This is a genomic window from Nonomuraea sp. B5E05 (assembly GCF_039880665.1).
Taxonomy (GTDB): Bacteria; Actinomycetota; Actinomycetes; order Streptosporangiales; family Streptosporangiaceae; genus Nonomuraea.
On record NZ_JBDPMJ010000028.1, the window covers coordinates 1 to 25254 of the forward strand.

The window sequence follows — 25254 nt, forward strand, 5'->3', positions numbered from 1 at the left end:
GAACGATTGACGCTCACGTTGTCGCCGGGCACGAACCAGGCCAACCCCAAGACCAGCCCTGAAGATCATGGACATCATCCATGTCGCCCATCAGGCCCTACGTGCTCAGAAAGAACGTCGTCCTACAGTCAGGGGCGATACGGCAGGTGCTGGACGAGCTGATCGCCACAGGTGAACTCCCCGCGGTCTGGAACCGGTAGCCGAGCAATACACGTCTTTCCGGCTCACGACGCATCTGCTGGCGGCCGGGATCGACATGCGGGCGAGCCGGCGCGAGGAAGCATTCCGACAGCTGGTCGAGGACTGGGTACGGAAGGGAGGGCCTGGCCTGGCTCCCTGGTTCGCGGTACGCCTGCGTGCTCTCGCCGGCAAGGTCAGCGGCACGACCCGAGAGTGGGTCACATCGGTGATACCGCAGCCGGAACGGGATTCCGAGGTGGACGGAGGGGCAGCCTCCGACCTGCCTGCGGAGGCCGAGTTGCGGCTGGTCCAATACGTAGCAGCGCACACTCGGTATGAGCGTCCAAACGTCGGCTCTGCCCTGGTCCAGTTGGCTGTGCCGCCTCATCCCGAAGCCGGGCAGAATGAACCTTGGAACTTGTGTGGATGGGAGTTCACGAGCCCTCATCATTTGCAGTTGAGCGACACAGTCTTCCACGGCGCCACTAACCCACAGCTGATAGGAGCCCCGAGGGTGGTCCCCTCCCTCAGCCTGAACAGCGGCGACCTCGCTGTGTCCGCCGACGAGGTTAGAAAGTGTTCATGAACGTCCTTCGCCGGAAAGGCGACGAGCCGCAGGCAGGACATCAGCAAGGTGCGTGATCCGCTCTCACATGAGCATCCGATCGAGTGATCTTGCTACCGCCCTTGCACCGCCGGGTCAATCGGCCAGTATCTGGTAGGTGCGGTTGGCGTTCTCGTGCAGGCCTAGTTGTGACGAACAGATCGTGAACCGACATCGGCAAGGCGAACGCAGTTGATCAGCTCTACGTCCGTCTCTTGCAGCCGCTTTCCGACCTTGGCCAGCGCCGGGCTATGTTGGTCGGGTGGGGACCTACGAGGATCTACCGGCGGAGCTGGTGACCGACCGGCTGCGGTTGCGGCGGTGGGTGCCGTCGGATGCCGAGGAGTATCGCAGGTTATGGCTTGAGCGGGATCCACGAGTGCCGCCGGCACGGCGGATCGACGCCGAGGGACGCCCGACGGTCGAGGACATCCGCGGCTGGCTCCTCGGCAATCCGCTGGCGGCGGATCCGGGGCTCGGGTTGCTGCCGATCGAGGTGCGAGACACCGGTGAGTTCATTGGGTACTGCGGATTGACCGTCGGTCAGGGATCTTTCGACGAACCTGAGATCGCGTACGAGCTGGCTCAACGAGCTCACGGTCATGGTTACGCGACAGAAGCCGCCCGTGCGGTCATGGAAGCCGCGACTCGAACAGGACGTCGACGACTCTGGGCGACCGTGTGGGAGTGGAACGCACCCTCGTTCCGTGTCCTCGAGAAGCTCGGTTTCCACCGGAGCGACCGCATCACCGAGGACGCCGAACGCGGCAACACGATCTGGATGACGCGCGTACTCGACCCGTGGTAGAGACGTGAGCACCGGCCGCGATCGGCTCCCCGAAGAGCACCCTTTTGGGTGATCTTGCTAACGCGGTTGCTGACAACGACCTCGAACAGCCTTGGACGCCGGTGGACAGGGATCTTGACGCACAGGCCACTGACCAGGGTTGGAGGGACGGCAGTGGACGCCGTTGGCACACAGGCGTATGAAGCGGGGCCGTTCGCGTATGGCCCGGGCACGCGGCCGGTGGTTGGGTGTGCGTACATGATCGACCATTCGACGAGCGACGAAGAGACGGGCCGGGTGCTGCGCGCACACGCCGAGAAGGCGGACCACAACGGTCGCGTGGCCCCCGAGAGCCTGCAGGCGGTCAGCGCGAGCGGGGTTTCGCGCTGGGTACGCCGCGGGCGTACGGGGGCGCCGGGGCCGGTGCGGAGACCATGGCCCGGCGCCTGGCCTCGCTGGGGCGGGCCTGCCCGTCCACGGCCTGGATCACCGGAACGGCGATGATCTTCCTCTCTCGCCGTGGGTCGATGGAGGTCCTCGGAAAACCAGCGGGAGCGTGAGGCGTTGGCCGATCATTGTGCGGAGGAGGTCTCGTGCGAAGAATGATCGCGTGCCTGTCCTTGGTGCTGCTCCTGTCCGCCTGCGGCGGGGACCATGAGGCCTCGCCCGGCGGGTCCCAGGGCGCCTCGTCGGACAGGTTCGAGGCGCGTGCTCGGGAGGTGGCGGAGCGCTGGCAGGGCTCGGCCGACGACCACGCCTGGCGCAGGGGGTTCGTCGCGCTGGAAGTCCTGAACCCGCACGGATGGAACCACGTTGGCCGCATCCCGGCCTGGGTGAACGCAAGCTCGCACAACGGCGCCTGGCGGCTGGCCGCCCAGCTGCCTGCCGATCCCCCGGGCGATGCCGACGTGCGATGGCCGGACGGCGAGGTCTCGCGGGTGCCGCTCATCTCGGCGGCGAGCGCGTACGCGGGGTTCAGCAAGCCGGCCGACCTCGTCGAAGAGGAGTGCCCGGCCAGGAGATGCCGCCCGCTTCGGGTGACCGGCGTGAAACTGGGCAAGGTCCCGCTGGAGACCAGTCGCGGCACGATCCAGGTGCCCGCCTGGAAGTTCACCGTAGAGGGGGTCGAGCAGAAGAAGATCCACGTGGCGGTAGACCCCTCGGCCGTCACCGCCCGTCCCGAACGGATACAGGGAGGCGTCGAAGAGGTGATGGCGTTCGACCTCGTCGCCGGCAAGCCTGAGGAGTTGCTTCTCCGCTACGGGTTCGGCGCCTGCGACACCGTTCACGGGCCGCGCGCTTACGAGACCGACCAACTGGTGGTGGTCGACATGGACGAGGAGGACTCCAGCTCTGGCAAGGCTTGCCCGGCGATTCTCCATACGGCGACGACCACCGTCACGCTCGCCCGGCCGCTCGGCGACCGCCTCGTACTTGACTCGGGGACGGGGCTGCCGGTGCTGCGGGGACTAGACAGGCACTGACGGCCCGGCGACCACATGCAGCCAGATCGGACAGTTCACTTCCGCTAAGTGGACGTATGCGTCCACTACGGTCCGGATCGTAGCTGAGCACAGGGAGACGCTGATGCGTGCGGTAGTGATTGAGCGGTTCGGTGGCCCGTCCGGGATGGCGGTACGTGAGGTCGCCGATCCGGTTCCAGCCGTTGGCCAGGTCCTGGTCAGGGCTGAGGCGATCGGGGTCGGCGGGGTCGATGCCGTGATCCGTCGCGGAACCCTCGGTGACTATGGGTTCGCCGAGGGACTGATTCCGGGCAGCGAGGTTGCCGGCGTGGTCACCGCGGTCGGGGACGGCATCGATCCGTCATGGCTCGGGCGGCGCGTATGGGCGTTCACCGGGACGAGCGGAGGCTACGCCGAGCAGGCCACGGCTCACATCGATGATGTCACCGCCCTCCCCGACGGGCTCTCGTCGGTCGACGCCGTAACGCTCGGCAGCGCGGGCCCCGTCGCACACTTCGCGCTTGCGCACGCACACTTCAACGCTGGTGACGCGGGGAACGGCTTCGGGAACTGGGTGCGACGCTCGTGCTCGACCGTGCGGGGCAAGGTGACCATGACGGACCGGGCACGTTCGACGTGATCATCGACATCGTCGGCGGGAACGACCTGCCTGCGTTCATCGACCGGCTCGCGCCCAACGGCCGCATGGTCGTCGTCGGCGTCGTCGCGGGGATGCCGCCGGCAGACTTCGGGATGCACCTCATGCGGTCCTTCCAGCAGTCACGCTCGTTCGCGACGTGCAGCCTCAATACGGTCCCCGTCGTCGCGCGCAACACCGTTCGCTCCGAGCAGTTCGACGCGGCCGCGAAGGGGCGCCTGCACCCTGTCGTACACGTGGTGTTGAAGCTCGATCAGGCTGCCGAGGCGCATCGTCAGATGGACAACGGAACCGTGTTCGGTCGTATCGTCCTCACCCCGTGACCGTGCCGATGACGCCGTGCACGATGTTTCGCGGCCGCTTCAGAAGCGAGTCGTCGCATCGACGAAGGCTTGGCGTCGTACGTCTTGTTCCGTCAGGCCGGAGACCGCGCTCAGGTTCGCGCCGGTCAGGTGTGCGCCGGTCAGGTTGGCGTTGGTCAGGTTCGCGCCGCTCAGGTCCGTGCCGCGTAGGTTCGCGCCGAGCAGGTCGGCGTTGGTCAGGTCCGCGCCGCGCAGGTCGGTGCTGAACAGGTTCGCGCTCCGCAAGTTCGCGCCGCTCAGATCCGCGCCGCTCAGGCCCGCGAGGCTCAGGTTCGCGCCGCTCAGATCCGCGCCGGGCAGGTCCGCGTCGTTCAGACCGGCGCTGGTCAGGTCCGCGCCGTCCAGGGTCGCGCCGCGCAGGTCGGCGCCGAGCAGGCTGGCGCTGGTCAGGTCCGCGTCGGTCAGGGTCGCCTCGGCGAGCTTCGCCTCGAACAGGCCCGCGTCGGTCAGCGTCGCCTCGGTGAGGTCCGCGTCGGTGAGGGTCGCCTCGGTGAGGTTCGCGTAGGTCATGTTCGTCGCGGTGAGGTCTGTGTCGGCGAGGTTCGCGTTGGTCAGGGTCGCTCTGGTGAGGTTCGCGTTGGCCAGGGTCGCGCCGGCCAGGTTCGTTCCGGCCAGGTTGGTCTGGGTCAGGTTCGCCTTCAGCAGGTCCGCGTTGGTCAGGGTCGCGTTGTTCAGGTCGCCGTCGCTCAGGTTCGCGCCGGCCAGTTTTGCACCGGACATGCGGATCTCCATCAGGTTGACGGCGCCGGCATCCAGCCGGACCTCCCGGCGGCCGACTGCGGTCAGCGCGGCCTGGATGTCAGTGGCCGGTCTCGCAGGGAGCTTCGCCGTACGTGCGGGGTCGTGTTCGCGGACGAACGCCGTCAGGACGTCGTAGACATTCTGATGGTCGCGGGGCGAATCCCTGGCGACGCGCTCGAGGGCGTAGACGCCCCCGAGCCGTACATCGAGCTTGTTGGAGCCGAGTTGGTCGACGGCTTTCGTGTAACGGTCGGTGAACTGTGCCTGGCGCGTGGTGTCGAGGGTCTGCGCGGTATACGACAGGCCTTGTGCGGTGAACACGACGCCGCCGATCACGACCAGCCCGGTCGCGGCCTGGATGAGGGTGTGCCTGGCGGCATTGACCGCTTCGACTCGCTCGCTCGCGGTCATCTCCCGCCGCTCGGCAGCGGTGAGGACGGCGCGCTCACCGGCCAGGCGGTGGGCTGCCGGGCCGAGCAGGAAGGCGATGACCAGGCAGGACGCTCCGGCCAGGGCGACTCCGGCGAGCGTCCATCGGGCCCAGTCCGGGAGGGATTGGGTCGCGGCCGCTACGGCGCCGGCCACGATCAGGGCCGCAACCGGAAGAAGCCAGAGGCGCCTCCGTGGAGGCGCTTGTGGCGCCTCGGCCTCTGCCGGCGGCGGCGTCTGCTCAGGCTCGGCGGCACGTGCTGCGGCGCGGGTGGCGCGGCGGGCTTTGGCCGCTGCCGCCGCAGCGATGATCTCCCGGGCCGGGACTCGGGGGTGGCTGCGCTTCATCCCTCAATTGCAGCGCTTCGTCGAGCCCGATGAAGCGCGCTATAGATCACGATTCCTCACCGGTCCGGCGCTAGGGGTTGTGGTGATCGATGTACCTTTGGCAGGATAGCTAGCGTTGCTAGAGTTGCGTCGTGTCCGTCATCAGAGAGCGCCGTGAACGTGAGCGCGCCCAACGCCATCAGCTGATCATCACAGCCGCCCGCGAACTCGCCGAGGCCGAAGGCTGGGAGGCGGTGACCACGCGAAGGCTCGCTGAGCGTGTCGAGTACAGCCAGCCGGTGCTCTACAGCCACTTCAGCGGCAAGGACGCCATCGTGCGCGCCGTCGCGATCGACGCCTTCGGCGAGCTCGCCGCCCACCTGCGCCGGGCCCGGTCGGCCGGCCCCGAGCCGCGGCAGGCCCTGCACGCCGTCTGCCGCGCCTACCTGGAGTTCGCCACCGAGCGGCCCGCCCTCTACCAGGCCATGTTCGTCATGCCGACCGACGTGAAGTTCGCGCACGCCGAGACGCCGCCCCCGCTGCGCGCCGCCTTCGGCGAATTCGTCGCCTGCTTCCGTCCGGACAACGCGCGACGCGAACTGTTCGCCGAGGTCATCTGGAGCGCGTTGCACGGCATGGCCGTCCTGGCGGACAGCGGCCGGATCCCTCCGGACGGTCAGGAGGAGCGCCTCGACTTCCTGGTCGCCCAGCTCGCCGACACCCCGAACTGACCGGCCCACGCCATGAAGGGCCACGGGAAGGCCGATGATTCACTGTGCCGCTCGACGATCTGCAGGACCGGCTGCCGGCGTGGTGTCTGGACCATCTCGGTGACCAGCCCGCCGAGGTGCTGTTCCGCCAACAGTCGATGTCGACGGTGTTCGGTCTCCGGCTGGCCGGCGGTGAAGACGTCGTGGTCAAGGCCCGCGGCGACGACGGCCGGGCGGGGTCATGTGTGACAGCGCAGGCCCGGCTGGCCGGGAACGGGTTTCCGTGCGCCGCCCGCTCACGCCGGTCGTCGGTGTCGGTGCCCTGGCCGTGCACGCGGAGGAGTTCCGCCCTGGGGAGAGGTGTTGCGCGGAGACGCGCCGGACATCGCCGTGCGCTACGCGGAGGTCTTCGCCCGGTCGCGTGGGCGGCCGGCCCGTGGCCGGCAGCCCACGCGACCGGGGGGAAGCACTCCACGGCTACCTGGCGCTATTCGCCGGGGTAGCGCACCCCGATTTGCTCGCGTATGGCGTCCATCGTGGCCATCACCGCGACCGACTGCTCGTGGGTCATCAGCGGACTCTCCACCTCGCCCTCAGCGATCAGTCGCTCGGCTTCCGCGGCCTGGTACTGCATGCCTCTGCCGGTCACCGGCTCGTCGAACCGTTCCAGCTCCTGCCCCGCCGCGTTCTTCACGGTGACCGCCGCAGGGAAGTACCAGACCGAGCCGATCTCGATCCGGCCCTCGGTCCCGAGCACCACGGCGGTGTTGGGGCCTCTGGTCTCCATGGAGGAGTACGTCGTCGAGACGGCATCGTTCTGGTGACGCATGACCGTCGCCACACAGACATCGACGCCGGTGTCCCTCAGGGTGCCGCGCCCGGTGACCTCCAGAGGATCGCCGAGGATGTCGTGGGCGAAGGACACCGGGTAGACGCCGACGTCCAGCAGGCAGCCGCCGGCGAGGTCGAGGTTGTTGAGCCGGTGGGCGGGGTCTGACGGGAGCCGCTGCGTGTGGTCCGCGTGCAGCGAACGGACCTCGCCCACGAGGCCGCGTTCGATGACCGACCTCACGTACGCCATATGGGGGAGGAAGCGCGTCCACATGGCCTCCATGACGAGGAGCCCTTTGCTGCGACCGAGCTCGAACACGGCGCGAGCTTCGGCGGCGTTGACGGTGAACGCCTTCTCGACCAGCACATGCTTGCCATTCTCGAGGGCGGCCGTCGCGTTGGCGGCGTGGAAGTTGTGCGGGGTCGCCACGTAGACGATGTCGACGTCAGGGTCGGCCACGAGCTCGTCGTACGAACCGTGAGCGTGCTCGATGCCCCACTTCTCGGCGAAGGCACGCGCGTTGTCCACCGACCGCGACCCGACCGCGGCGACGCGGTGGCCGTGCGCGACAAGGTCGCGGGTGAAGGCGTTGGCGATGCCCCCGGTCGCGAGGATGCCCCAGCCCACCTCGCCCTTGGACATGGGAGAAGGTCGTACGTCAGTCATGCGGTCTCTCTGTAGTCGAGGACGACCTGAAGGGCGTCCTGAGGCGTCTTGTCCAGCATGTCGAAGGCGTCCGACGCCCTCTTGGCGGGGAAGACGTGGGTGACGAGGTCGTCCAGGGCGAGCTTGCCGTCATGCGCCAGCGACAGGACCGTGCGCGACATGCGCAGGTCGCTCCAGCGGTGCTGGAGGTGCGCCGCCACCCCCGAGATCTGCGAGCAGATGATGGCGACCCGGTTGTGGTGGAACTCCTCACCCAGTTTCAGGGGAGTCGCCGGACCCTGGAAGAACCCGCTGGCGACCACGCGGGAGTTGTAGCCGACGGTGCGGACGGCTTCCTGGAGCGCCTGGTACGCGCCACTCATCTCTATCACGACGTCCGCTCCCCGGTTGTCGGTGGCGGCGCGAACCGCGGCGGCGACGTCGTCACTGGTCGGGTCCAGCGTCTTGTCGGCGCCGAGCCGCTCGGCGAGGGCGCGCCGCGTCGGAACCGGGTCGACGACCGTGACCCGCGCGCCGTTGAGGCGGGCCAGCTGGGCGACGATCTGGCCGGGTACGCCGGCTCCGAAAACGACCACCGACTCGCCGAGGTGGATGTCGGCGTCGAGGATCGCGTTGAAGGCGATCGCGCCGATCCGCCCGAAGACGCCCATCATCGGCTCGACGCCGGGCAGGAGCCTCTCCCTGGCGTACTCGACCGGGCGCACGACCGTCGACCGGTGTCCCCACGATCCCCAGACCAGCCTGCCGACCAGGTCCTCGTCGGTTGCGGATCCGACCGCGGCCACCCGGCCGACTTCTTCGTAACCCCAGGCGTCGATCGGGTAGGACATGGTCGAGCTGCCCGGGACGAACAGCTTGCGGGCCGGGTCCCACTCACTCGCCAGGTAGGGGTTCGTGCCCCGGTAGGCCGTCAGCTCGGTGCCGGCGGAGATCCCGGAGTACGCCGTCTCCAGCAGGACCTCCCCGGGACCCGGTGACGGGTCCTCGACCTCGATCACGTCGACCGTGCCTGGCGAGGAGAAACGTACAAGGTGTCCCACGGGCTTTCAGCTCCTCTTCAGTGTGGGTTGATCGGCGGCCAGGCGGAAGACGAGCGCCTGTTCGGGGTACAGCATGGGTCCCTGCAGCCCGACGGCCTCCAGCGCCCTGCCGGAGATGACGGGACGGTCGAGCCACCAGGAGGGTTGCCCGCTGCGGGTGCGCACGAGGGCGCCGGCCGAGAGCGGCACGGACTCGACGCGGTAGGACAAGTCCGGGTCCAGGGCCGGCAGCCTGATCCGGCCCGGCTGCGCGGCCGCGGACGTGTCGAGCGCCACGAAGGTGAAGAGTGCTCGCGTCCGGTCCCGGCTCACCACACCATGGGCCCAGTAGGCGTCGTCGGGGTAGTCGCAGTGCACCGCGGTGCCGCTGTGCAGCAGCTCGCGCTCCTGCTTGTACAGCGCCACCCACTCGCCGAGCTCCTCCAACTCCTCGGGAGAGGCGTTGCGCAGGTCCCACTCGATGCCGAAGTGGCCGAACAGGGCCGTGGCCGCCCGGAAGGCCAGGGAGTGCGTGCGGTCGGTCGTGTGGGCGGTCGGGGCGCCGACGTGGCTGCCGACCATCTCGGTCGGCAGCAGGAGACCGGTCCATCGCTGGATTCGCTGCCGTTCCAGCGGGTCGATGCAGTCGCTCGCCCACACCCGGTCGGTGCGCTGGAGCACCTCGAGGTCGACCCGGCCTCCGCCGGAGGAGCAGGACTCGATCTCGAGCCCGGGATGCCGACGGCGCAGCTCGTCCATCAGGGCGTACGCCGCCAGAGTCTGTGCGTGCACCTTCGCCTCGCCGGTACGGCGGTCGCCGGCTTCGACCAGGTCGCGGTTGTGGTCCCACTTGATGTAGTCGATCCGGTACTCAGCGATGAGCGCGCTGATCGACTCGAGCACGTGGTCGAAGGCGTCCGGAATGGCGAGGTTGAGCACGTGCTGGTGGCGGCCCGTGAGGGGGAGGCGTCCGTCGCCCGGTGCCAGGATCCACTCGGGATGCGCGCGGGCGAGCTCCGAGTCATCGTTGACCATCTCCGGCTCGAACCAGAGCCCGAACTGCATGCCCAGGCTCCGGACGGCCTCGGCCAGGGAGTGGAGGCCCTTCGGCCAGATGGCGGGATCGACCTGCCAGTCACCGAGCCCCTTCCGGTCATCACGGCGGCCGAGGAACCAGCCGTCGTCGAGGACGAAGCGTTCGGCTCCCACCTTGCTGCCAAGCGTCGCCAGTTCGATCAGAGTGTCCACATCGTGGTCGAAGTAGACCGCTTCCCAGGTGTTGAGGACGACGGGCCTCGGCGAGGCCGGATGGGTGGCCCGCGCCCGGAGATGCTGGTGGAAGGCGGCGGCGACCGCATCGAGCCCGTTGCCGTGGACGGCGTACAGCCAGGGTGTCGTGTAGGTGTTGCCAGGCTCGAGGGTCACCTCACCGGGAAGGAGGACCTCGCCGCCGCCGAGAAGGCGTAGCCCGTTGAGGCCGAGCTCCGCGAACGTGACGTGGTTGCCGCTCCAGGCGGTGTGAACGGCCCACACTTCTCCACGCCGGAAGCCGAAGTCGGTCGTTCCCGCCACGAGCAGGAAGCTCGCGTCGGAGCCCGTGCGGCCGCGGCGGCCCTCGCGTACGTGTGTGCCGGCGTGGAAGGGATGCCGCTGAGGGGAGCGCTCTCGCAGGTGGCGCCCGGTGAAGTCGAGAATCTCCTGCGCCTCAGCAGGGACCGGGAGCACCAGGCGCATGGCATCAACCGTGAAGGTCCCGCTCTCCGCGGTGTTGGTCAAGGCCGCCCGCAGGCGCGCGACTCCTTCGGCGGACAACTCGATGGTCGTCGTCAGGGCGAGTTGTACGGCCTCGTCGACCGCCCGGCTCACGAGCACCTGACCTTGGTCCGGCCGGCCGGACAGCTCGTGTCCCGTGGCGACGAACTGCGTGCTGAAGGCGGTCCCGTTCCGATGTCCCTCCAGGCCAGGGGTGCCCATCCAGCCGGCCGACTGCTCGGGCAGCACGGCGGGGTGCCGGTGCTGCCCGAGCAGTCCGTCCGCTCCGAACTGCGCCTCGCTCAGGGTGGCGAGGAACCGTTCGTGGGCGGGGTTGTCGTCCAGCCGCGCCCCCCAGTGCAGAACCCGCGGCACGCCCGAGCTGACGTCGACCACGAGGGACGTGGCCGCGGCGGTCAGCGTGTGAACCCGGACGGACCCGGCCGTCGACATACTCATGTGCGCTCCAGTTATAATTTCACTGCGAAACTATAAATGGACAGCATGCCACACGGATCGCCGGTGGACGACCCCCTGTTCCGGGGCGGTCGGACCAGGCCTCGGATCAGGAGGATCAATGCGCCCGGACCTGCCTGCCGCGTCGAAGGCGGTCGCCATCGACGTTCTCGTGCACGGTGCCCAATCCCGGGCCCAGCTCGCGAAGAAGACCGGTCTGTCGGCGCCGACGCTGACCCGCCTTGTGCGGCCGCTGCTCGAGGCGGGTGTCCTGGTGGAGTCCGAGTCCGTGCGCACGACCGGTCGCGGGCGGTCGTCGGTCCTCCTCGATGTCGTCGCTGACGACCACCGGTACGTCGGCGTGAAGCTCACCAGGGAGTCGATCTACGCGGTGCTCACGAACCTCCGGGCCGAGGTGCTGGCCAGCGAGACGTTGCCCGAGCCGTCGCTGAACGTGCCGGACGTCGTGTCCTCCGTCGCCGGCGTCGTCTCCCGGATGGAGGAGAAAGCCGGCCGGCCCGTGAGGGGCGTCGGCGTGACCGTGGGTGGCCGGGTGGCCAAGGGCGAGACCGTGGCTGACTCGCCGTTCCTGGACTGGCACGAGGTGCCGTTCCGTACGTTGCTCGCCGAGCGGGTCGACGCCCCATTGTTCCTGGCCAACGACGTGGTGGGTCTCACGATGGCGCAGCAGTGGTTCGGCTATGGGCGCACGTATCCGGACTTCGCCTTGCTGACGGTCGGTGCCGGTGTGGGGTACGGGCTCGTGATCAACCACGAACTCGTCCCGACCTTAGTCAGCCCGATCGGCCACCTGCCCGTCGATCCGCATGGGCCGCTGTGCCCCGCCGGCCATCGCGGCTGCATGACGGCCCTCGTGACCTCTGGTGCGATGGCCCACACCGTCTCCCTCGCGCGCGGGCGGCTCACCACCTACGACGAGGTGCTCGAGCTCGCCGAAGCCGGTGACCCGGCGGCTGCGCGCGTCGTCGCCGAGGCGGCACACGCTGTCGGCCGCGCGACGGCAGCCATCACCGCGCTGACCGGAGTCGACCGCATCATCCTGTCCGGAGAAGGCGTGCGGCTTGTCGAGATCGCGCCTGACAGCCTGCGCGCCGGCCGCGCCGAATACGCCGACGAGCAGGTCAGCGTGTTGGATCCGGTGATCCGGTCGATGGACTTCCTGGAATGGGCTCGGGGAGCGGCAGTAGTTGCGATCAAAGCCAGCTTTCCCTGAGGTTTGATGAGCGCCCTCTTGACTCCATAATTTCGCGATGAAATTATGTCGGCCCGGATCGCGTCCTATGTGACATAACAGGGCACGCTTACCGAGAGGCTCACGCATGCACATCCCACCCCTTAGGATTCTGGCCGCCGCCGCGGCGTGCCTTCTGGCGGCCGCGTGCACCGGAGGGGTTTCCCCCTCCTCCGACGACAACGACTCCAAGTCGCTCAAGTACCTCATCGAGGAGCCGGAGGACGCGGAAGCTCTGAAGGCCCTCAAGGAGACCATCGCTGGCTTCGAGAAGAAGTCGGGCATCGACGTGAAGGTCACCACGCTGCCCTTCGACAACATGCGCACGGTCCTGCAGACCCAGCTCCGTTCCGGTGAAGGGCCCGACGTGTTCAGCTGGGGCTCAGGGCCGAGCTTCGGCGGGGCGCTCGTCAAGGCCGGTCTGGTGCAGGATCTGACCGCCGCATACAAGAAGTACGACTGGAAAACCTTCGACTTCGCCAAGGAGCGAGTCACCTACGACGGGAAGGTCTACGGGATCCCGGGGGAGCTCGAGACCATCGGTCTCTTCTACAACAAGAAGATCTTCGCCGATCTCAGGCTCGCCCAGCCGCAGAACCTGGATGACCTCAAGAAGGCCGCGGAGAAGATCCGCGTGGCCGGCAAGGTGCCGATGGCTGTCGGCGACAAGGAAGCCTGGGAGGGCGGACACCTCCTCAGCATGGCCCTTTCGAGCGCGATCGGCGGGGACGGGATGGAGGCCCTGTTCAGCGGCAAGAAGTCCTGGGACTCCCCGGAGGTCACGGCGGCGCTGCAACTGTGGGCGGACTTCAACAAGGCGGGGTATCTTCCCAAGTCACCCACCTCGGTGGACTACGACACCTCGACCGCGATGTTCTTCTCCGGTGAAGCCGCCATGATCCCTACCGGCAGCTGGCTGGTCGGCGAAATCGACGACCAGGCGGACTTCGAGGTCGGGTACATCCCCTTCCCTGCACCCGATGGTCCCGGAATCTTCACCGGTGGCCTGGGCTCCGGGCCCTGGATCTCCGCGACCGCGTCGAACAAGGAAGCCGCGGAGAAGTTCCTCACCTTCCTCCAGTCCGAAGAGCACGGCCGCTGGACGGTCGAGAACCTGCACACGATCCCCCCGAGGCCCATGGACACCGCCGACCTCAACGTCTCGCCCTTGTTGACCCAGGTGCTGGACGACACCGCCAAGGTGGGCGCAGGCGGCGACTTCGGCCACAACATCGACGTGATGGTCTCCGACACTCTCAGTGAGGCGATGTACGACGGTGTGCAGGCTGTCCTCACCGGTCAGCAGACCGCTGAGGAAGTCGCCGCGAGTCTCAAGGCAGCGGCAGAGCAGTGAACACAGGCGCTTCGACCAAGGCGACAGCTCCAGCACCGACGACGGCGCCGGAACGGGGGACGCCGACCCGTCGCCGGCCCTGGCGAACCATCAAGGCGGACACTCCGCGCGTCACCCGCAGGGCGCAGGCGCGGCTGGGTGTCTTCATGGTGGCTCCGCTGATCGCCATGGTGGCAGTCTTTCTGCTGCTGCCCATGGCGAGCGCGATCTACTACGTCTTCGTCGACTTCAATGGCTTCGACCCCACCCCGCCATGGATCGGATTGTCCAACTTCACCGAGCTGGCGCAGGACCCGGACGTATGGGCCGCGTTCAAGAACAACGTCATCTGGATCGTCATCGGAACGTCCTCTCCCATCGTGTTCGGGCTGGGACTCGCCGTGCTGGTATGGAACGTCCGACGAGCGAGCGTGCTCTACCGGATCGCGTTCTTCCTGCCGTTCGTGCTGCCACAGGTGGCCGTCGGTGTCGTCTGGGGCTGGATCTACGAACCCTCGCGAGGCTGGCTCAACCGTGTCCTCGAGACGGTGGGGCTGGGGTCGCTCGCCAAGGGGTGGCTCGGTGACCCGGACACCGCGCTGTACGCCGTACTCGGCACCGCGATCTGGGCCACCGTCGGCTTCGTCTTCATCATCTTCCTGTCGGCGTTGCGGAACGTCGACATCGACCTCGTCGACGCCGCCCGCCTTGACGGGGCGAACGGCTTCCAGCGGCTGCGCCACATCATTCTTCCGCAGATCATGCCGGTGTTCCTCATGGTCACCACCATCACTCTGCTGGGTGGTTTCAGCGTCTTCGACATCATCTTCGTCATGACCGGCGGCGGTCCGGCCGGTGCCACGGAGGTGCTCGGGACCTACGCCTACAGCAGCGCATTCCAGCTCAACCGGATCTCCTACGGCACCACGCTCGCGCTGGTCATCACGGTGATATCCATCCCGTTCGCCGTCTGGATGAACCGGTTGCAACGCAAGCTCTCACTCCAAGGAATGGGCGCATGAGCTACCACTCCGCTGGATCCAGCACGCGCGGTCGCCTCCTGCTGACCGGCAAGCACCTTCTCCTGCTCGGCCTGTCCGCGCTGATGCTCTTCCCCCTGGTGTTGACGGTCTCCACGGCGCTGAAGACCGGCCACGACGTGAAGGTGAACCCCTTCGGTCTGTTCTCGTCGTTCTCCACCGAGAACATCGAGAAGGCCTGGACGGTCGGGGACTTCGGCAGCTACGTGGTCAACAGCTTCCTGCTGTCGGTGCCGAGCACGCTTCTCGTCGTGGTGCTCTCGACGATGGCCGGATACGCGTTCGCGCGACTGCCGTTCCCAGGGCGAAGCCTCCTGTTCTACCTGGTGGTCCTGGGCCTGCTCGTGCCGTTCTTCACTTACATGATCCCGCTGTACTTCCAGCTCCGCAGCATGGGACTGCTGGACAGCCTGCTCGGGGTCAACCTGGTGCTGGCCAGCACGGGCCTGTCATTCGGCACGTTCTTCATGCGCGCGTTCTTCTCCGACCTCCCTGTCGAGCTGGACCAGGCCGCGCGCATGGACGGTGCCTCCGAGTGGCAGATCTTCCTGAAGGTGATTCTCCCTCTGGTCAGTTCGGGAATCGGCGCACTCGCCGTGTTCACTTTCCTGCAGAACTGGAACAACTTTTTGGTGCCGCTGCTGTACATCCCCAGCGGTGAGTACCGGCCGCTGACGACGGGCCTGTACCTCTTCCTCGGGGGGCGCTCCATCGACATCGGGCCGCTGGCGGCGGGCACGCTGATCACCATTTTGCCCGTCGTAGTGCTCTTCGTCGCGATGCAGAAGCAGGTCACCCAGGGCTTCCTGTCCGGGGCCATCAAGGGCTGACCCGACCCCTCCCCATTCCTTCGAGCTAGGACGCAACGTGCACGACGTACTTGACCCGCGCGACCTCGTCCCCGACGAGGCCGAGCAGCTTGCCCTCAGCGGGTACCAGGTCGGTGGCCTGGGGGCCGCTGCCCGCGAAGCGGCGACCGAGGGCGACCTCGCCGGGCTGGCCGAGGTGCGGACGCGGTTGGCGGAGCTCGAACGGGACCCCGGCTGGGACTTCGAGGAGCCGGAAGACGACCGCGTGCTGCTGGAGCAGGCCGCCACAGTATCGCCGGTCGAAGCCGACCGAGAGCTACTGCCGGGCCGGATCCACGGTGCCTGGCTGGGCCGCGCGGTGGGCAACACGCTCGGCAAGCCGGTGGAAGGCCTGACCCGCGCCGAGATCGCGACCTACCTTCGCGCCGCGGGGCAGTGGCCGCAGACCGGGTACCTCCCCCTGCTGAACCCGTTGCCCGAAGGAGTCGGCGCGTTGCATCCGTCCGCGCCGGTCGCGACGGCCGGTCGCTTCGTCGACGTGCCCCGCGACGACGACATCGACTGGACGATTCTGGCCCTGCACGTCCTGGAGACACACGGAGTCGGCTTCACCACGGAGCAGGTCGCGGCCACGTGGCTGGACAGGGTGCCGTTCACCCAGACCTACACCGCCGAGCGGGCGGCGTACCGCAACCTGATCGGTGGTCTGCGCCCGCCCGCCACCGCGACCACCGACAATCCGTACCGGGAGTGGATCGGGGCGCTCATCCGGGGCGACGCCTTCGGCTACGTCTCGCCAGGCGATCCCGCGGGCGCGGCTCGCCTGGCGCTCGTGGACGCCCGGCTGAGCCACACGGCCAACGGCAAGTACGGCGAGATGTGGGCGGCCGCGCTCGTTGCCGCGGCGCTCGCCGTCGACAGCGTTCAGCAGGCTTTTCGCCACGCGCTGTCTGTGGTGCCGCCCCGGTCCAGGCTCCATTCCGCCCTCGCTCATGTGCTCTCGCTGCGTGAGCAGGGTGCCGGGCGAGAGGAGGCGCTTGACTGGGTGGACGAGGCACTGGGCGACTACCCCTGGGTGCACACGGTCAACAACGCGGCGCTCATCTCGATCGGCCTGCTGTGGGGTGGGCACTTCATGGACGCGATCGGCATCACCATCTCGGGCGGTCGTGACACCGACTCCAATGCCGCGACGGTCGGTAGCGTCTACGGTGCCTTGCACGGGCGGGACGGCATCCCGCCGGAGCTGGTCGGGACCACGCATGTTCACGTCCGAAGCGCCGTACGCGACTTCGACCGCATCACTATCGCCGAGTTGGCCGCCCGGACTGCGCGGCTCGCGAGCACATTCGCGCCGCAGTGAAAGCCGGATCGCCTATGTCGTCCGGATGTGCTCAGACCGTCAGGAGAGGTCGATGCGGCTCAGCTCACGCCGGGAGCGGACGCCGAGCTTGCGGAAGGCGCGGTAGAGATGGTGCTCGACCGTGCGCGGGCTGAGGAAGAGCTGTGCGGCTATCTCCCGGCTGGTGTCGCCGTCGGCTGCCAGGCGGACGACCTGGTGCTCTTGTGAGGTGAGCCGCTCCACGGGGTTGGCGGCCGTGGGCTCGGCTCGCGTCAGAGTCTCCCCGGTCGCGTGCAGTTCCGCCCGCGCCCGTTCGGCCCACGGCGTGGCGTGCAGCCGTTCGAAGACGGTCAGAGCCGAGCGCAGCGGCGCCCGGGCGTCGCTGCGCCGCTTGGCCCTTCGCAGCCATTCGCCGTAGAGCAGCCGGGTGCGTGCCTGTTCGAACGGCCGGCCCGCTTCCTCGTGTGCCTCGAGCGCGCGCAGGTAGTGGGCCTCGTCGTCGGTGACCAGGGCCCGGCAGCGGGCGCTCACCGCCTGTGCCCACCGCTGTTCTCCGGCGAGCGCCCATGCTTCCAGGCGGCGCAGGGGCTCGGCCGCCCGTTCGGGCTCGCCGAGCCGGACGGCCGCCTCCACCTGGTCGGCGCCGGCGCTGATCAGGCCGGAGGCGTGCCGCAGCGGGCCGCGGGCGGCCGCCTCCAGACGGTCGAGCGCCGCGGCATGGCGGCCCAGCCCGAGGTCGAGCAGGCTCAGCGCGGTGGTGCCCGCCATGCCGCCGGTGTTGGGCTCGTCCCCGGCCAGCCGGAGGCAGCGCTCCTCGTCGCCCTCGATGGCGGCGACCCGCGCCAGCACGGAGTTGAGCCTCGGTACGCGGTGCTCCAGCCCGATGTCGCGGACCAGCTGGACGGCTTCGGCGACGGACGCCTCGGCCTCGCGGTGCCGGCCCTCCTGCACCTGCACCCCGGCGAGGTCCTGGAGCACCTGCGGCAGCGCGCCGACGAGGCCGTGCCGGCGGCAGCGGGCCACCTCGGCCTGTGCCAGCTCCGTGGCGGCGGCGTCCGCGCCGATGATCATCGCGCAGAACGCGCCCCAGGCCATCGTCAGGACCTCGTCATCGGGCCGCCACCGGTGCGCGCCCGAAGGGAGGTCCCGCGCCGCTCGCCACGCGTCCGGCGCCGCCTGCCGCGCGCCGGCCACGAACTCCGCGAGCAACGGCAACCCCTGTGCGTAGTCCTCCCGCACGAGAGCCGCCATCCCGGACACCATCGGGTCGTGCCGCCCCAGCGCGCACAGCCGCTCGGCCGCGTCGAGAATGGCCTGCCGGTCGCCGCAGAACCACCCGTAACCGGCGCCGGCGCGCAACATCAGCGCGGCCTGCTCCGGGCCGGCGTCCGACGAACGTTCGACCAGCACCCGGGCCGCCAGCCGCCGTTCGCCCAGCTCGAACTCCACCGCCGCCCGTACCGGTGCCAGCACCGCCGGTGACTTCGGGCCGGCGACCAGCCACTCGGCCTGTCCGACCAGGTCCGCGGCCTGGGGGGCGTGTCCCGCGGACAGCGCCAGCCAGGCCGCCTCGCCCAGCCGGGCCGCCCGTACTCGCGGTTCCGGGGTGAGCTGCGCGGCCTGCTCGTACAGGCCGGCCGCGGCGGCGTACGCGGTGCGGCCGCGGGCGCGCTCAGCCGCGCGAGTGATCTCTTCGGCGACCTTCTCGTCCGGGGACGTCGTGGCGGCGGCGAGATGCCGGGCCCGGCAGTCGTCGTCGGTGGCCGCGCGCGCCAGTGCCTCGTGTACGAGGATCCGCTGCGCCAGCGGCGCTCCCTGGTATGCGGCGGTGCTGATCAGCGGATGCCGGAACGTCACGACCGCGGCGGTGACGTCGACCAGCCCGGCCTGCTCGGCCTCCGCCAGGTCGTCCAGGCCGACGCCCAACGTCTCGGCCGCGCTCAGCAGGGTGGGCAGATGCCCGCGCGCCTCGGCGGCGGCCGTCAGCATCATCAGGCGGGTCCTGTCCGGGAGGACGGCGATCCGCGACCGGTACGCGGCCAGCACCCGGTCCGGCACGGGCATCGGCCCGGCCGCGGAGTGGTAGGGCCGCTGGGCCGCCGAGAACTCCATCAACGCCAGCGGGTTGCCCGCCGACTCCTCGATCACCTGCTCCCGTACGGCCGGTGTGAGCCCCCGGTCCGCCAGCAACGATGCCGCGTCCGCCGGGGACAGGCGCGAGAGTGGCGTCTCGGGCAGCCCGGTCGCGGTGAAGCCATCCTCCCGCGCGGCGAACAGGATCGCCACACCCTCGGCGCTGAGGCGGCGGGCGGCGAAGCGCAGCGCGTCGGCGCTGGCCTGGTCGAGCCACTGCGCGTCGTCCACCAGGCAGAGCAGCGGGCCCTCCTCGGCCACCTCCGCGAGGAGGGTCAGCACGGCCAGCCCGGACAGGAACCGGTCCGGTGCTCCCTGCCGTCCGTCGTCCAGCGCGAGAACCGCGCGCAGCGCGTCGGCCTGAGGGCCGGGCAACGTGCCGATCCGGTCCTGCATGGGCCACAGGAACTGCACCAGGCCGGCGAAGGCCAGGTCGGCCTCGGCCTCGATGCCGGTGACCCGCAACGTCCGCAGGCCCGCTCGCTGCGCGTAGCCGGCGGCCCAGTCCAGGAGCGCGGATTTGCCGATCCCGGGCTCTCCGCGCAACACGTGGCCACCGCTGCGTCCGGCGCGCGCGGCATCGACGAGGGCCTGGATGGAGGCCTGCTCGACCGCCCTGCCGTACAGCACCAAGCGCCCCCGATCCGTACGTACGTACGCCGACCACCCGTACGTAATCACGGTAACCTTACCGATTCGGCCCGTAAGCGCTCGTTCCTACCGTCGAGGCATGAACGAACTGCTGCAACCTGTGACCGTAGGCCGGCTGGACCTGTCCAACCGCCTTCTCATGGCCCCGATGACCCGCAGCCGCGCCTTCCGCGACGGCCTGGTGGACGAGCTGACCGCGGAATACTACGGCCAGCGCGCCGGCGCCGGACTGATCATCACCGAGGGCACGCAGCCCTGCGTGCTCGGACAGGGGTACATCGACACGCCGGGCCTGCACACGCCGGAGCAGGCTGAGGCCTGGCGGCGGGTCACCGACGAGGTGCACCGGCGTGGTGGGCGGATCTTCGTGCAGCTCATGAACGCGGGGCGGATCGGGCACCCCTACCTGTACCCGGGAGGCGAGCTGCCGCTGGCGCCGTCGCCGGTCCCCTCCGGTGAGCGGCTCTACACCCCCGGCGGGCTGCTCGACCTGCCCACCCCGCGAGAGATGACCATGGAGGACATCGCCCGCGCCATCGAGGAGTTCGCGGCCTCGGCCAGGTACGCGATGGCCGCCGGGTTCGACGGGGTCGAGCTGCACGGGGCGAGCGGATACCTCATCCACCAGTTCCTGTCGGACAACACCAACCGGCGTACCGACGCCTACGGCGGATCTGTGGAGCGCCGCATCAGGTTCGCCGAGGAGGTCGTACGCGCGGTGAGCGACGCCATCGGCCCGGCCCGCACCGGGATCCGCGTCTCGCCCGGCATCACCTACAACGGCATGGACGAGAGCGACTCCGACGTGCTCTACACCGAGCTGGCCCGCGCGCTGGCTCCCTATGGTCTGGCCTACCTGCACGTCTCGGAGAACGACACGCGCGACATCACCAAGCTGCTACGCGCCGAGTGGCCGGGGACGCTCGTGCTCAACCCCCATCCCAGAGACGGTGACGGGGCCGCGACCGTCGAGGACGGGACGGATGCGCTGCGCTCCGGGCTCGCCGACGCGATCTCGTTCGGCAGGCTCTGGCTGGCCAACCCCGACCTGCACGTACGTGTCGCCGCCGGCGGACCGTACAACGAGGCCGACCCCGCCACCTTCTACGGCGGCGACCACCGCGGGTACACGGACTACCCGGCGCTCACCGCGTCGGTCGCCCCATGAGCGCGCACCCGGCGACCGGCGACCTCCGTCCCGCCGCCTCGCACCCGGCCCGCGGGATTCCTGGAGCGTGGCTGGCGATGATGGCCGGCCCGTTGTCCTTCGGGATCGCCGGGCCCAGCCTGATCCTGGCCGACACGGCGTACGACCTGGGTGTCACGATCGGCGCGGTGACCTGGATCGTCACCGCCTTCGGGTGGGCGATCGCGGTGGGGACCCCGCTGATGGCCGGCCTGCAGCGCCGCCGGGGCGCTCGTACGGCGCTGCTCGCGGGCGCCGCGCTCGTGCTGCTGGGCGCGGCGCTGGTGGTGGTGGCCCCGGCGCTGCCGTTCCTCGTGGCCGGTAGCGCGCTGCAGGGACTGGGCACCGCCGGCCTCACCACCATCGCGATGAGCATCGCCGGCTCGCCGCGCACGATGGGGCTGGTCGCGGCGTCGCTGGCGACAGTGGGGGCGGCCTCCCCGCTCGCCGGTGACGTGGTCGCGGGCACGCTCGGCTGGAGGGCTACGCTGGCGCTCCCGGCGCTCAGCGTGATCGCCGTGCCGCTCGTGTTGCGCCGGCGGCCGGTCACGCCGCTGTCCGGTACGACGTTCGACCTGGCCGGGGCCGTGCTGCTGACCGCTCTGGTCACGGCGCTGGTGTTCGTGCCGCACGCGTGGTTGCCCGCGGGCGGCGCGGCGGTGGCCGCCGGGGTGCTGCTCGCGCTGCGCCTGCGCGCCCGGCCGGACGGGTTCGTGCCGGTCGAGGTCGTGCGAACTCCGACGTTCCTGGTCGCGGCCGGGCTGGCGTTCCTGCTGGCGGTCGTCAACTTCGGGATGATGTACGCGCTGCCGCCGCTGTTCGTCCAGAACGCGGGCTGGAGCAGCGGGCAGGTGGGGCTGGCCATCACCTGGCCGCTGCTGTTCGGCGGCCTCGCGTCCTACCTGATGATCATGGTCACGGCCCGCAGCGGACTGATGGTTCCTGTCGTGGTGTTCGCCGCGCTGAGCGCGACGGGCGTGGTGCTGGCCGCCGTGAGCGGCGCCTGGGCTCTGCTCCTCGCCGCCCAGGCGCTGGCGTCACTCGCGGCGGCCTCCGGGCAGGGGGCTTTCGCGACCCGGGCCGCCGCGGCCGTGTCCGATGGGGAGCGGTCCACGGCCATGGGCCTGTTCAACCTGCTCTACCTGCTCGGCGCCGCCTTCGGCCCGGCCATCGCCACGCTGCTGGTCGGCTGACATCCCGAACGGGAGGGCACGCGGCGGCACGGTCAGTGCGGGTAGCGGTGCACGGTCTCCGGGTGGATGACGATGCGGACAAGGTCGCCGGACAGCATCACGGCGAGATCGTCGGCCCGGGTCGGGTCGTCGAGGTCCCAGTAGCGGGCGGCGAGGCGGGCACCGAGGTCGCGCGCCCCTTCGGCCTCCACCGTGGCGCGGCCGGCCACGGACACCCAGCGCTCGCGCTCACCCACCGGGGCCGCGACGACGATCGAGGCCCGGGGGTCGCGGCGCAGGCGCCGTACCTTCAGGGAGTCCGGCTCCGTGAAGAGCTGGATCGTCCCCTCCTCTGTGGCCTCGAACCACACGGGCCGGGGTTGTGGCGGCTGCGTTCCCCCGGCCACGGTCAGGAACCCGTGCAGGGGGCGTACGAGAAGTTCGAGGTCTTCGGCGGTCAGCCGGCTGGTGGCGGTGCTCATGGCGGGCCTTTCTGAATCGTGATGGTGGAGGGGTCAGGGCCGCCAGGCTCCCGATGCCGCGGCCCGTACGACGTAGTCCTCGAAGGTCCGGGGAGCGCGCCCCAGCACGGCGGCGACGTCGTCCGTCGGTTCAGCCAACTGCCCGCGTTCCATCAGGACGAACATCTCGGCGACGTGGCGGGCGTCGTCCACGCCCCAGCCCTCCTCGACCAGCGCCGCGGTGTACTCCGCGGGGGAGACCTGCTTGTAGGTGATGGGCAGCCCGGACGCCCGGGAGATCAGCTCGGCCGCCTCGGCGAAGGTCAGCGCGCGCGGCCCGGTCAGCTCGTAGGTCCGGCCGGCGTGCCGGCCGGGCTGGGCCAGCACCGCGGCCGCGGCGTCGGCGACGTCCTCCACGTCGATGAACGGCTCGGGGACCGCACCGGCCGGAAGTGCCAGCTCGCCGGCGACCAGCGGGGCGTGGAAGAGGTCCTCGTCGAAGTTCTGGTCGAAGTTCGACGCCCGCAGGATCGTCCATTCCAGCGCCGAGCCGCGTACGGCGTCCTCGGCCGAGCGCATGTCCAGCCCGAACGTGGACTCGCCCCAGGTGTCGGCGCCGCGCCCGGACAACAGGACCAGGCGCCGTACGCCGGCGGCCACGGCCCGCGCCACGAACTCGTGCACCGGTCCGGGCACGGGCGGAGGCACCACGTACGCGGCGGTGACGTCCTGCAGGGCCGGACCCCAGCCGCCGGGGTCGGACCAGTCGAAGCGCGTCGCGCTGGATCGTGAGGCGGTGCGCACCTGCGTGCCGTGGAGCCGCAACCGGGCGGCGACCCGCCGGCCGGTCTTGCCGGTGGCGCCGAGAACGAGGGTGGTGTCGTTGCTCATGACAACGATTCAACGGCGTCCGCTCGGACGAATCCATGGGTAAGAAGCCGGATCGCATGTGTCATCGTCTAACCTCGGTGAGGTGGACGCCTTCAGTGACCTCTTCCGCGGGATGCGGGCCCAGGGCTCGTTGTTCGGCAGTTCGGCCCTTTCGCCGCCCTGGGCGCTGCACTTCGTGGACGGCGCTCCGCTCACGTTGTGCACCGTTCTCGGCGGGGCGGGCTGGATCGTGCCGGAGCACCGCCCGCCCGAACAGCTCCGCGCCGGCGAGACGGTCATCGTACGGGGTCCCGAGCCGTTCACCTTCGTCGACGAGGTCGGCACCCGGGCCGAACCGATCGCGTGCGGCGAGCACTGCGCGACGCCCGAGCAGGGTGGGACCCGGCACCGGCTCGGCTGGAACGACAGTTGCGGCGACTCCGGTGACGGCGCGACGACATTGATCGTCGGCGCCTACCCGGTGCGCGGCGAGATCAGCCGCAGGCTGCTGGACGCGCTGCCCGTCGTGCTGCGCGTGGCCTCCGGCGGCGGGGCGGACGCCGTGCTCGACCATCTCGCCGCCGAGGTCGCCGCCGACACTCCGGGCCAGCAGGTGGTCCTGGACCGGTTGCTGGACTGGCTGCTGGTCTGCGCGCTGCGCGACTACTTCGACCGGCCCGGCGGCGGGTCGCCGGCCTGGTACACCGCCCAGCGGGACTCGGTGGTCGGCGACGCGCTGCGCCTGCTGCACGCCGAACCGGCGGCGCCCTGGACGGTCTCCTCGCTGGCCGACAGGGCCGGGGTGTCGCGTTCCACCCTGGCGAAGCGGTTCGCCGACCTGGTGGGCGAACCGCCGCTGACCTACCTCACCCGCTGGCGCATGACGCTCGCGGCGGACCTGCTGGCCGAGCGCGAGGCGGCGACCGTCGCCGAGGTCGCCCACGCCGTGGGCTACTCCGACGCGTTCGCGTTCAGCGCGGCGTTCAAGCGGACCCGAGGCGTCAGCCCGAGCGAGTTCCGGCGCACCGGCACGGTCGTTCCCGAGCCGGCCGGCCCGCCCCCGTGACCTGCGGTCGCCGAGCGCATGCTGACCGGCGATGTCGTCGACGTGCGGAACGTCATCACGTAGACGACCTCTTCAGGGCGGTCAGTCCACACGCGCCCAGAAGTCGTACGGGTCTCGCCCGGGGCGGAACCCGTGAGCCCGCGCCATGTCCGCCGCGTCCCGGAACCCGAGGGCGACGGCTGCGGGGTCGTGGGCGTCGCTGCCGAACGTGACCGCTTCCCCGCCTTCTTCGTGCCACCACGTGAGGATGGCCGAGTGCAGCGGAATGCGCGTGTTGATCTCGAGCGCCCTGCCCGACCGGGCGGTCATCCGCAGCGCGTGCCGGAACTCCTCTTCGAACATCGGCAGATCAAAGGGCCCGGCCTCCCGCGCCGGCCAGTAACGCAGCGGGTAGTCGATGTGGGCCAGCACGGAGAACGCGTCGCTGCCGGTGACGAGGCCGACGATCTCGGCCAGGTATTGCCGTATGACGTCGGCCGCGGCCCGGCGCTCGTACAGGCCCGGTGGTTCGGCGAAGCCGTCGCCGGCGGGGAGGCAGTGCAGGGAGCCGAGCACCCGGTCGAACGGTCCGGCTCCGAGCACCTTCGCGACGGCGGAGGCGTGCCAGTGGGGTTCGCCCAGTTCCAGGCCGCTCAGGATGCGAAGAGCCGGGAACCGTTCCCGGCACCGCTCGATCGCCTCCAGGTATCCGTTGGCGTCGAAGGCCGGAGGTGTCAGCAGCCCCTCCTGCGTGGCCAGGGTCGCGAGGTGGTCGTCCGGAGCGAGGGCATCAAGCGTGACCGTCCAGACCGTGTGGTCGACGTGCTCGGTGAAGGCGATCGCCGGCAGCCCGAGCTCCACCGCCCGCGTGCAGGAGCGCTCCATCGACCCTGACGGGGCGTCCCAGGACCACTCGCTGTGGGTGTGGCTGTCCGCAGGCAACATCGTGAATCTCACCGCTCTTTGACCCGTCA

At 69.8% G+C, this 25254-nt stretch carries 21 protein-coding genes; 13 read left to right on the forward strand and 8 right to left on the reverse strand.

Annotated features, from left to right (window positions below):
* Positions 1-1046: 1046 nt before the first annotated feature.
* The 4 genes from ABGB01_RS36975 to ABGB01_RS36990 all read left to right on the forward strand — a co-directional run bounded on the left by ABGB01_RS36975 (position 1047) and on the right by ABGB01_RS36990 (position 4015).
* Positions 1047-1592: a GNAT family N-acetyltransferase gene (locus ABGB01_RS36975; protein ID WP_347778226.1), complete on the forward strand. Its 546-nt coding sequence runs from the start codon at positions 1047-1049 to the stop codon at positions 1590-1592.
* A gap of 572 nt (positions 1593-2164) precedes the next feature.
* Positions 2165-3055, forward strand: a complete 891-nt coding sequence (locus ABGB01_RS36980; RefSeq protein ID WP_347778227.1) for a hypothetical protein — start codon at positions 2165-2167, stop codon at positions 3053-3055.
* A 103-nt stretch (positions 3056-3158) separates the two neighbouring features.
* Positions 3159-3674, forward strand: a complete 516-nt coding sequence (locus tag ABGB01_RS36985) for an alcohol dehydrogenase catalytic domain-containing protein (RefSeq protein ID WP_347778228.1) — start codon at positions 3159-3161, stop codon at positions 3672-3674.
* The gene (locus tag ABGB01_RS36990; RefSeq protein ID WP_347778229.1) at positions 3620-4015 is read left to right on the forward strand and encodes a zinc-binding dehydrogenase; all 396 of its coding nucleotides are present in this window, start codon (positions 3620-3622) and stop codon (positions 4013-4015) included. Before ABGB01_RS36985 ends, ABGB01_RS36990 begins: the two co-directional genes overlap by 55 nt.
* Before the next feature lie 39 nt (positions 4016-4054).
* On the opposite strand, the gene ABGB01_RS36995 is transcribed toward ABGB01_RS36990, so the two are convergent.
* Complete coding sequence (locus ABGB01_RS36995) at positions 4055-5572, reverse strand: pentapeptide repeat-containing protein (protein ID WP_347778230.1); 1518 nt, start codon at positions 5570-5572, stop codon at positions 4055-4057.
* Between the two features lie 131 nt (positions 5573-5703).
* On the opposite strand from ABGB01_RS36995, the gene ABGB01_RS37000 reads away from it, so the two are divergent.
* Positions 5704-6282 (forward strand): TetR/AcrR family transcriptional regulator, encoded by a 579-nt coding sequence (locus ABGB01_RS37000; RefSeq protein ID WP_347778231.1) that lies wholly within the window; start codon positions 5704-5706, stop codon positions 6280-6282.
* Between the two features lie 466 nt (positions 6283-6748).
* Here the strand turns inward: ABGB01_RS37000 and ABGB01_RS37005 are convergent, their stop codons facing one another.
* The 3 genes from ABGB01_RS37005 to ABGB01_RS37015 are packed head-to-tail and all read right to left on the reverse strand — an operon-like array spanning position 6749 to position 10989.
* Positions 6749-7759, reverse strand: a complete 1011-nt coding sequence (locus ABGB01_RS37005) for a Gfo/Idh/MocA family oxidoreductase (RefSeq protein ID WP_347778232.1) — start codon at positions 7757-7759, stop codon at positions 6749-6751.
* Positions 7756-8799, reverse strand: a complete 1044-nt coding sequence (locus tag ABGB01_RS37010) for a zinc-binding alcohol dehydrogenase (protein WP_347778233.1) — start codon at positions 8797-8799, stop codon at positions 7756-7758. The genes ABGB01_RS37005 and ABGB01_RS37010 overlap by 4 nt, the downstream gene beginning before the upstream one ends.
* Positions 8800-8805: 6 nt before the next feature.
* A complete protein-coding gene (locus ABGB01_RS37015) occupies positions 8806-10989 on the reverse strand; it encodes an alpha-galactosidase (protein WP_347778234.1) in 2184 nt (727 codons plus the stop codon).
* Between the two features lie 118 nt (positions 10990-11107).
* Between ABGB01_RS37015 and ABGB01_RS37020 the strand changes: the two genes are divergently transcribed.
* The 5 genes from ABGB01_RS37020 to ABGB01_RS37040 all read left to right on the forward strand — a co-directional run bounded on the left by ABGB01_RS37020 (position 11108) and on the right by ABGB01_RS37040 (position 16783).
* The gene (locus tag ABGB01_RS37020; RefSeq protein WP_347778235.1) at positions 11108-12220 is read left to right on the forward strand and encodes an ROK family transcriptional regulator; all 1113 of its coding nucleotides are present in this window, start codon (positions 11108-11110) and stop codon (positions 12218-12220) included.
* A 106-nt stretch (positions 12221-12326) separates the two neighbouring features.
* Entirely contained in the window at positions 12327-13592 is a 1266-nt protein-coding gene (locus ABGB01_RS37025) for an extracellular solute-binding protein (RefSeq protein ID WP_347616884.1), read from the forward strand.
* Positions 13593-13738: 146 nt separating this feature from the next.
* Positions 13739-14593 (forward strand): sugar ABC transporter permease, encoded by an 855-nt coding sequence (locus ABGB01_RS37030; RefSeq protein WP_347616883.1) that lies wholly within the window; start codon positions 13739-13741, stop codon positions 14591-14593.
* Positions 14590-15441: a carbohydrate ABC transporter permease gene (locus ABGB01_RS37035; RefSeq protein WP_347616882.1), complete on the forward strand. Its 852-nt coding sequence runs from the start codon at positions 14590-14592 to the stop codon at positions 15439-15441. The genes ABGB01_RS37030 and ABGB01_RS37035 overlap by 4 nt, the downstream gene beginning before the upstream one ends.
* 37 nt (positions 15442-15478) lie before the next feature.
* A complete protein-coding gene (locus ABGB01_RS37040) occupies positions 15479-16783 on the forward strand; it encodes an ADP-ribosylglycohydrolase family protein (RefSeq protein ID WP_347778236.1) in 1305 nt (434 codons plus the stop codon).
* Between the two features lie 39 nt (positions 16784-16822).
* Here the strand turns inward: ABGB01_RS37040 and ABGB01_RS37045 are convergent, their stop codons facing one another.
* On the reverse strand, positions 16823-19576 hold the full coding sequence (locus ABGB01_RS37045) for a LuxR C-terminal-related transcriptional regulator (protein WP_347778237.1): 2754 nt from the start codon (positions 19574-19576) through the stop codon (positions 16823-16825).
* A 49-nt stretch (positions 19577-19625) separates the two neighbouring features.
* On the opposite strand from ABGB01_RS37045, the gene ABGB01_RS37050 reads away from it, so the two are divergent.
* Together ABGB01_RS37050 and ABGB01_RS37055 are read left to right on the forward strand one after the other, a co-directional pair.
* Positions 19626-20714 (forward strand): alkene reductase, encoded by a 1089-nt coding sequence (locus tag ABGB01_RS37050; RefSeq protein ID WP_347778238.1) that lies wholly within the window; start codon positions 19626-19628, stop codon positions 20712-20714.
* Positions 20711-21925 (forward strand): MFS transporter, encoded by a 1215-nt coding sequence (locus tag ABGB01_RS37055; protein ID WP_347778239.1) that lies wholly within the window; start codon positions 20711-20713, stop codon positions 21923-21925. Before ABGB01_RS37050 ends, ABGB01_RS37055 begins: the two co-directional genes overlap by 4 nt.
* A gap of 32 nt (positions 21926-21957) precedes the next feature.
* Here ABGB01_RS37055 and ABGB01_RS37060 read toward each other — a convergent pair whose 3' ends face one another.
* Entirely contained in the window at positions 21958-22386 is a 429-nt protein-coding gene (locus ABGB01_RS37060; RefSeq protein WP_347778240.1) for a pyridoxamine 5'-phosphate oxidase family protein, read from the reverse strand.
* A 33-nt stretch (positions 22387-22419) separates the two neighbouring features.
* Entirely contained in the window at positions 22420-23256 is an 837-nt protein-coding gene (locus ABGB01_RS37065) for an NAD(P)H-binding protein (RefSeq protein ID WP_347778241.1), read from the reverse strand.
* 82 nt (positions 23257-23338) lie between these two features.
* Between ABGB01_RS37065 and ABGB01_RS37070 the strand changes: the two genes are divergently transcribed.
* Positions 23339-24301 carry an AraC family transcriptional regulator gene (locus tag ABGB01_RS37070; protein WP_347778242.1) on the forward strand — a complete coding sequence of 321 codons (963 nt, stop codon included), beginning with the start codon at positions 23339-23341 and terminating at the stop codon, positions 24299-24301.
* Positions 24302-24382: 81 nt separating this feature from the next.
* Here the strand turns inward: ABGB01_RS37070 and ABGB01_RS37075 are convergent, their stop codons facing one another.
* Positions 24383-25237: a PHP domain-containing protein gene (locus ABGB01_RS37075; RefSeq protein WP_347778243.1), complete on the reverse strand. Its 855-nt coding sequence runs from the start codon at positions 25235-25237 to the stop codon at positions 24383-24385.
* Positions 25238-25254: the final 17 nt, after the last annotated feature.

Bases quoted from the DNA above. Each gene is read 5' to 3' on its own strand.
- ABGB01_RS36985 (WP_347778228.1), top strand. From the start codon at position 3,159: ATGCGTGCGGTAGTGATTGAGCGGTTCGGTGGCCCGTCCGGGATGGCG.
- ABGB01_RS36995 (WP_347778230.1), bottom strand. From the start codon at position 5,572: ATGAAGCGCAGCCACCCCCGAGTCCCGGCCCGGGAGATCATCGCTGCG.
- ABGB01_RS37005 (WP_347778232.1), bottom strand. From the start codon at position 7,759: ATGACTGACGTACGACCTTCTCCCATGTCCAAGGGCGAGGTGGGCTGG.
- ABGB01_RS37015 (WP_347778234.1), bottom strand. From the start codon at position 10,989: ATGAGTATGTCGACGGCCGGGTCCGTCCGGGTTCACACGCTGACCGCC.
- ABGB01_RS37020 (WP_347778235.1), top strand. From the start codon at position 11,108: ATGCGCCCGGACCTGCCTGCCGCGTCGAAGGCGGTCGCCATCGACGTT.
- ABGB01_RS37025 (WP_347616884.1), top strand. From the start codon at position 12,327: ATGCACATCCCACCCCTTAGGATTCTGGCCGCCGCCGCGGCGTGCCTT.
- ABGB01_RS37030 (WP_347616883.1), top strand. From the start codon at position 13,739: ATGGTGGCTCCGCTGATCGCCATGGTGGCAGTCTTTCTGCTGCTGCCC.
- ABGB01_RS37035 (WP_347616882.1), top strand. From the start codon at position 14,590: ATGAGCTACCACTCCGCTGGATCCAGCACGCGCGGTCGCCTCCTGCTG.
- ABGB01_RS37050 (WP_347778238.1), top strand. From the start codon at position 19,626: ATGAACGAACTGCTGCAACCTGTGACCGTAGGCCGGCTGGACCTGTCC.
- ABGB01_RS37055 (WP_347778239.1), top strand. From the start codon at position 20,711: ATGAGCGCGCACCCGGCGACCGGCGACCTCCGTCCCGCCGCCTCGCAC.
- ABGB01_RS37060 (WP_347778240.1), bottom strand. From the start codon at position 22,386: ATGAGCACCGCCACCAGCCGGCTGACCGCCGAAGACCTCGAACTTCTC.
- ABGB01_RS37065 (WP_347778241.1), bottom strand. From the start codon at position 23,256: ATGAGCAACGACACCACCCTCGTTCTCGGCGCCACCGGCAAGACCGGC.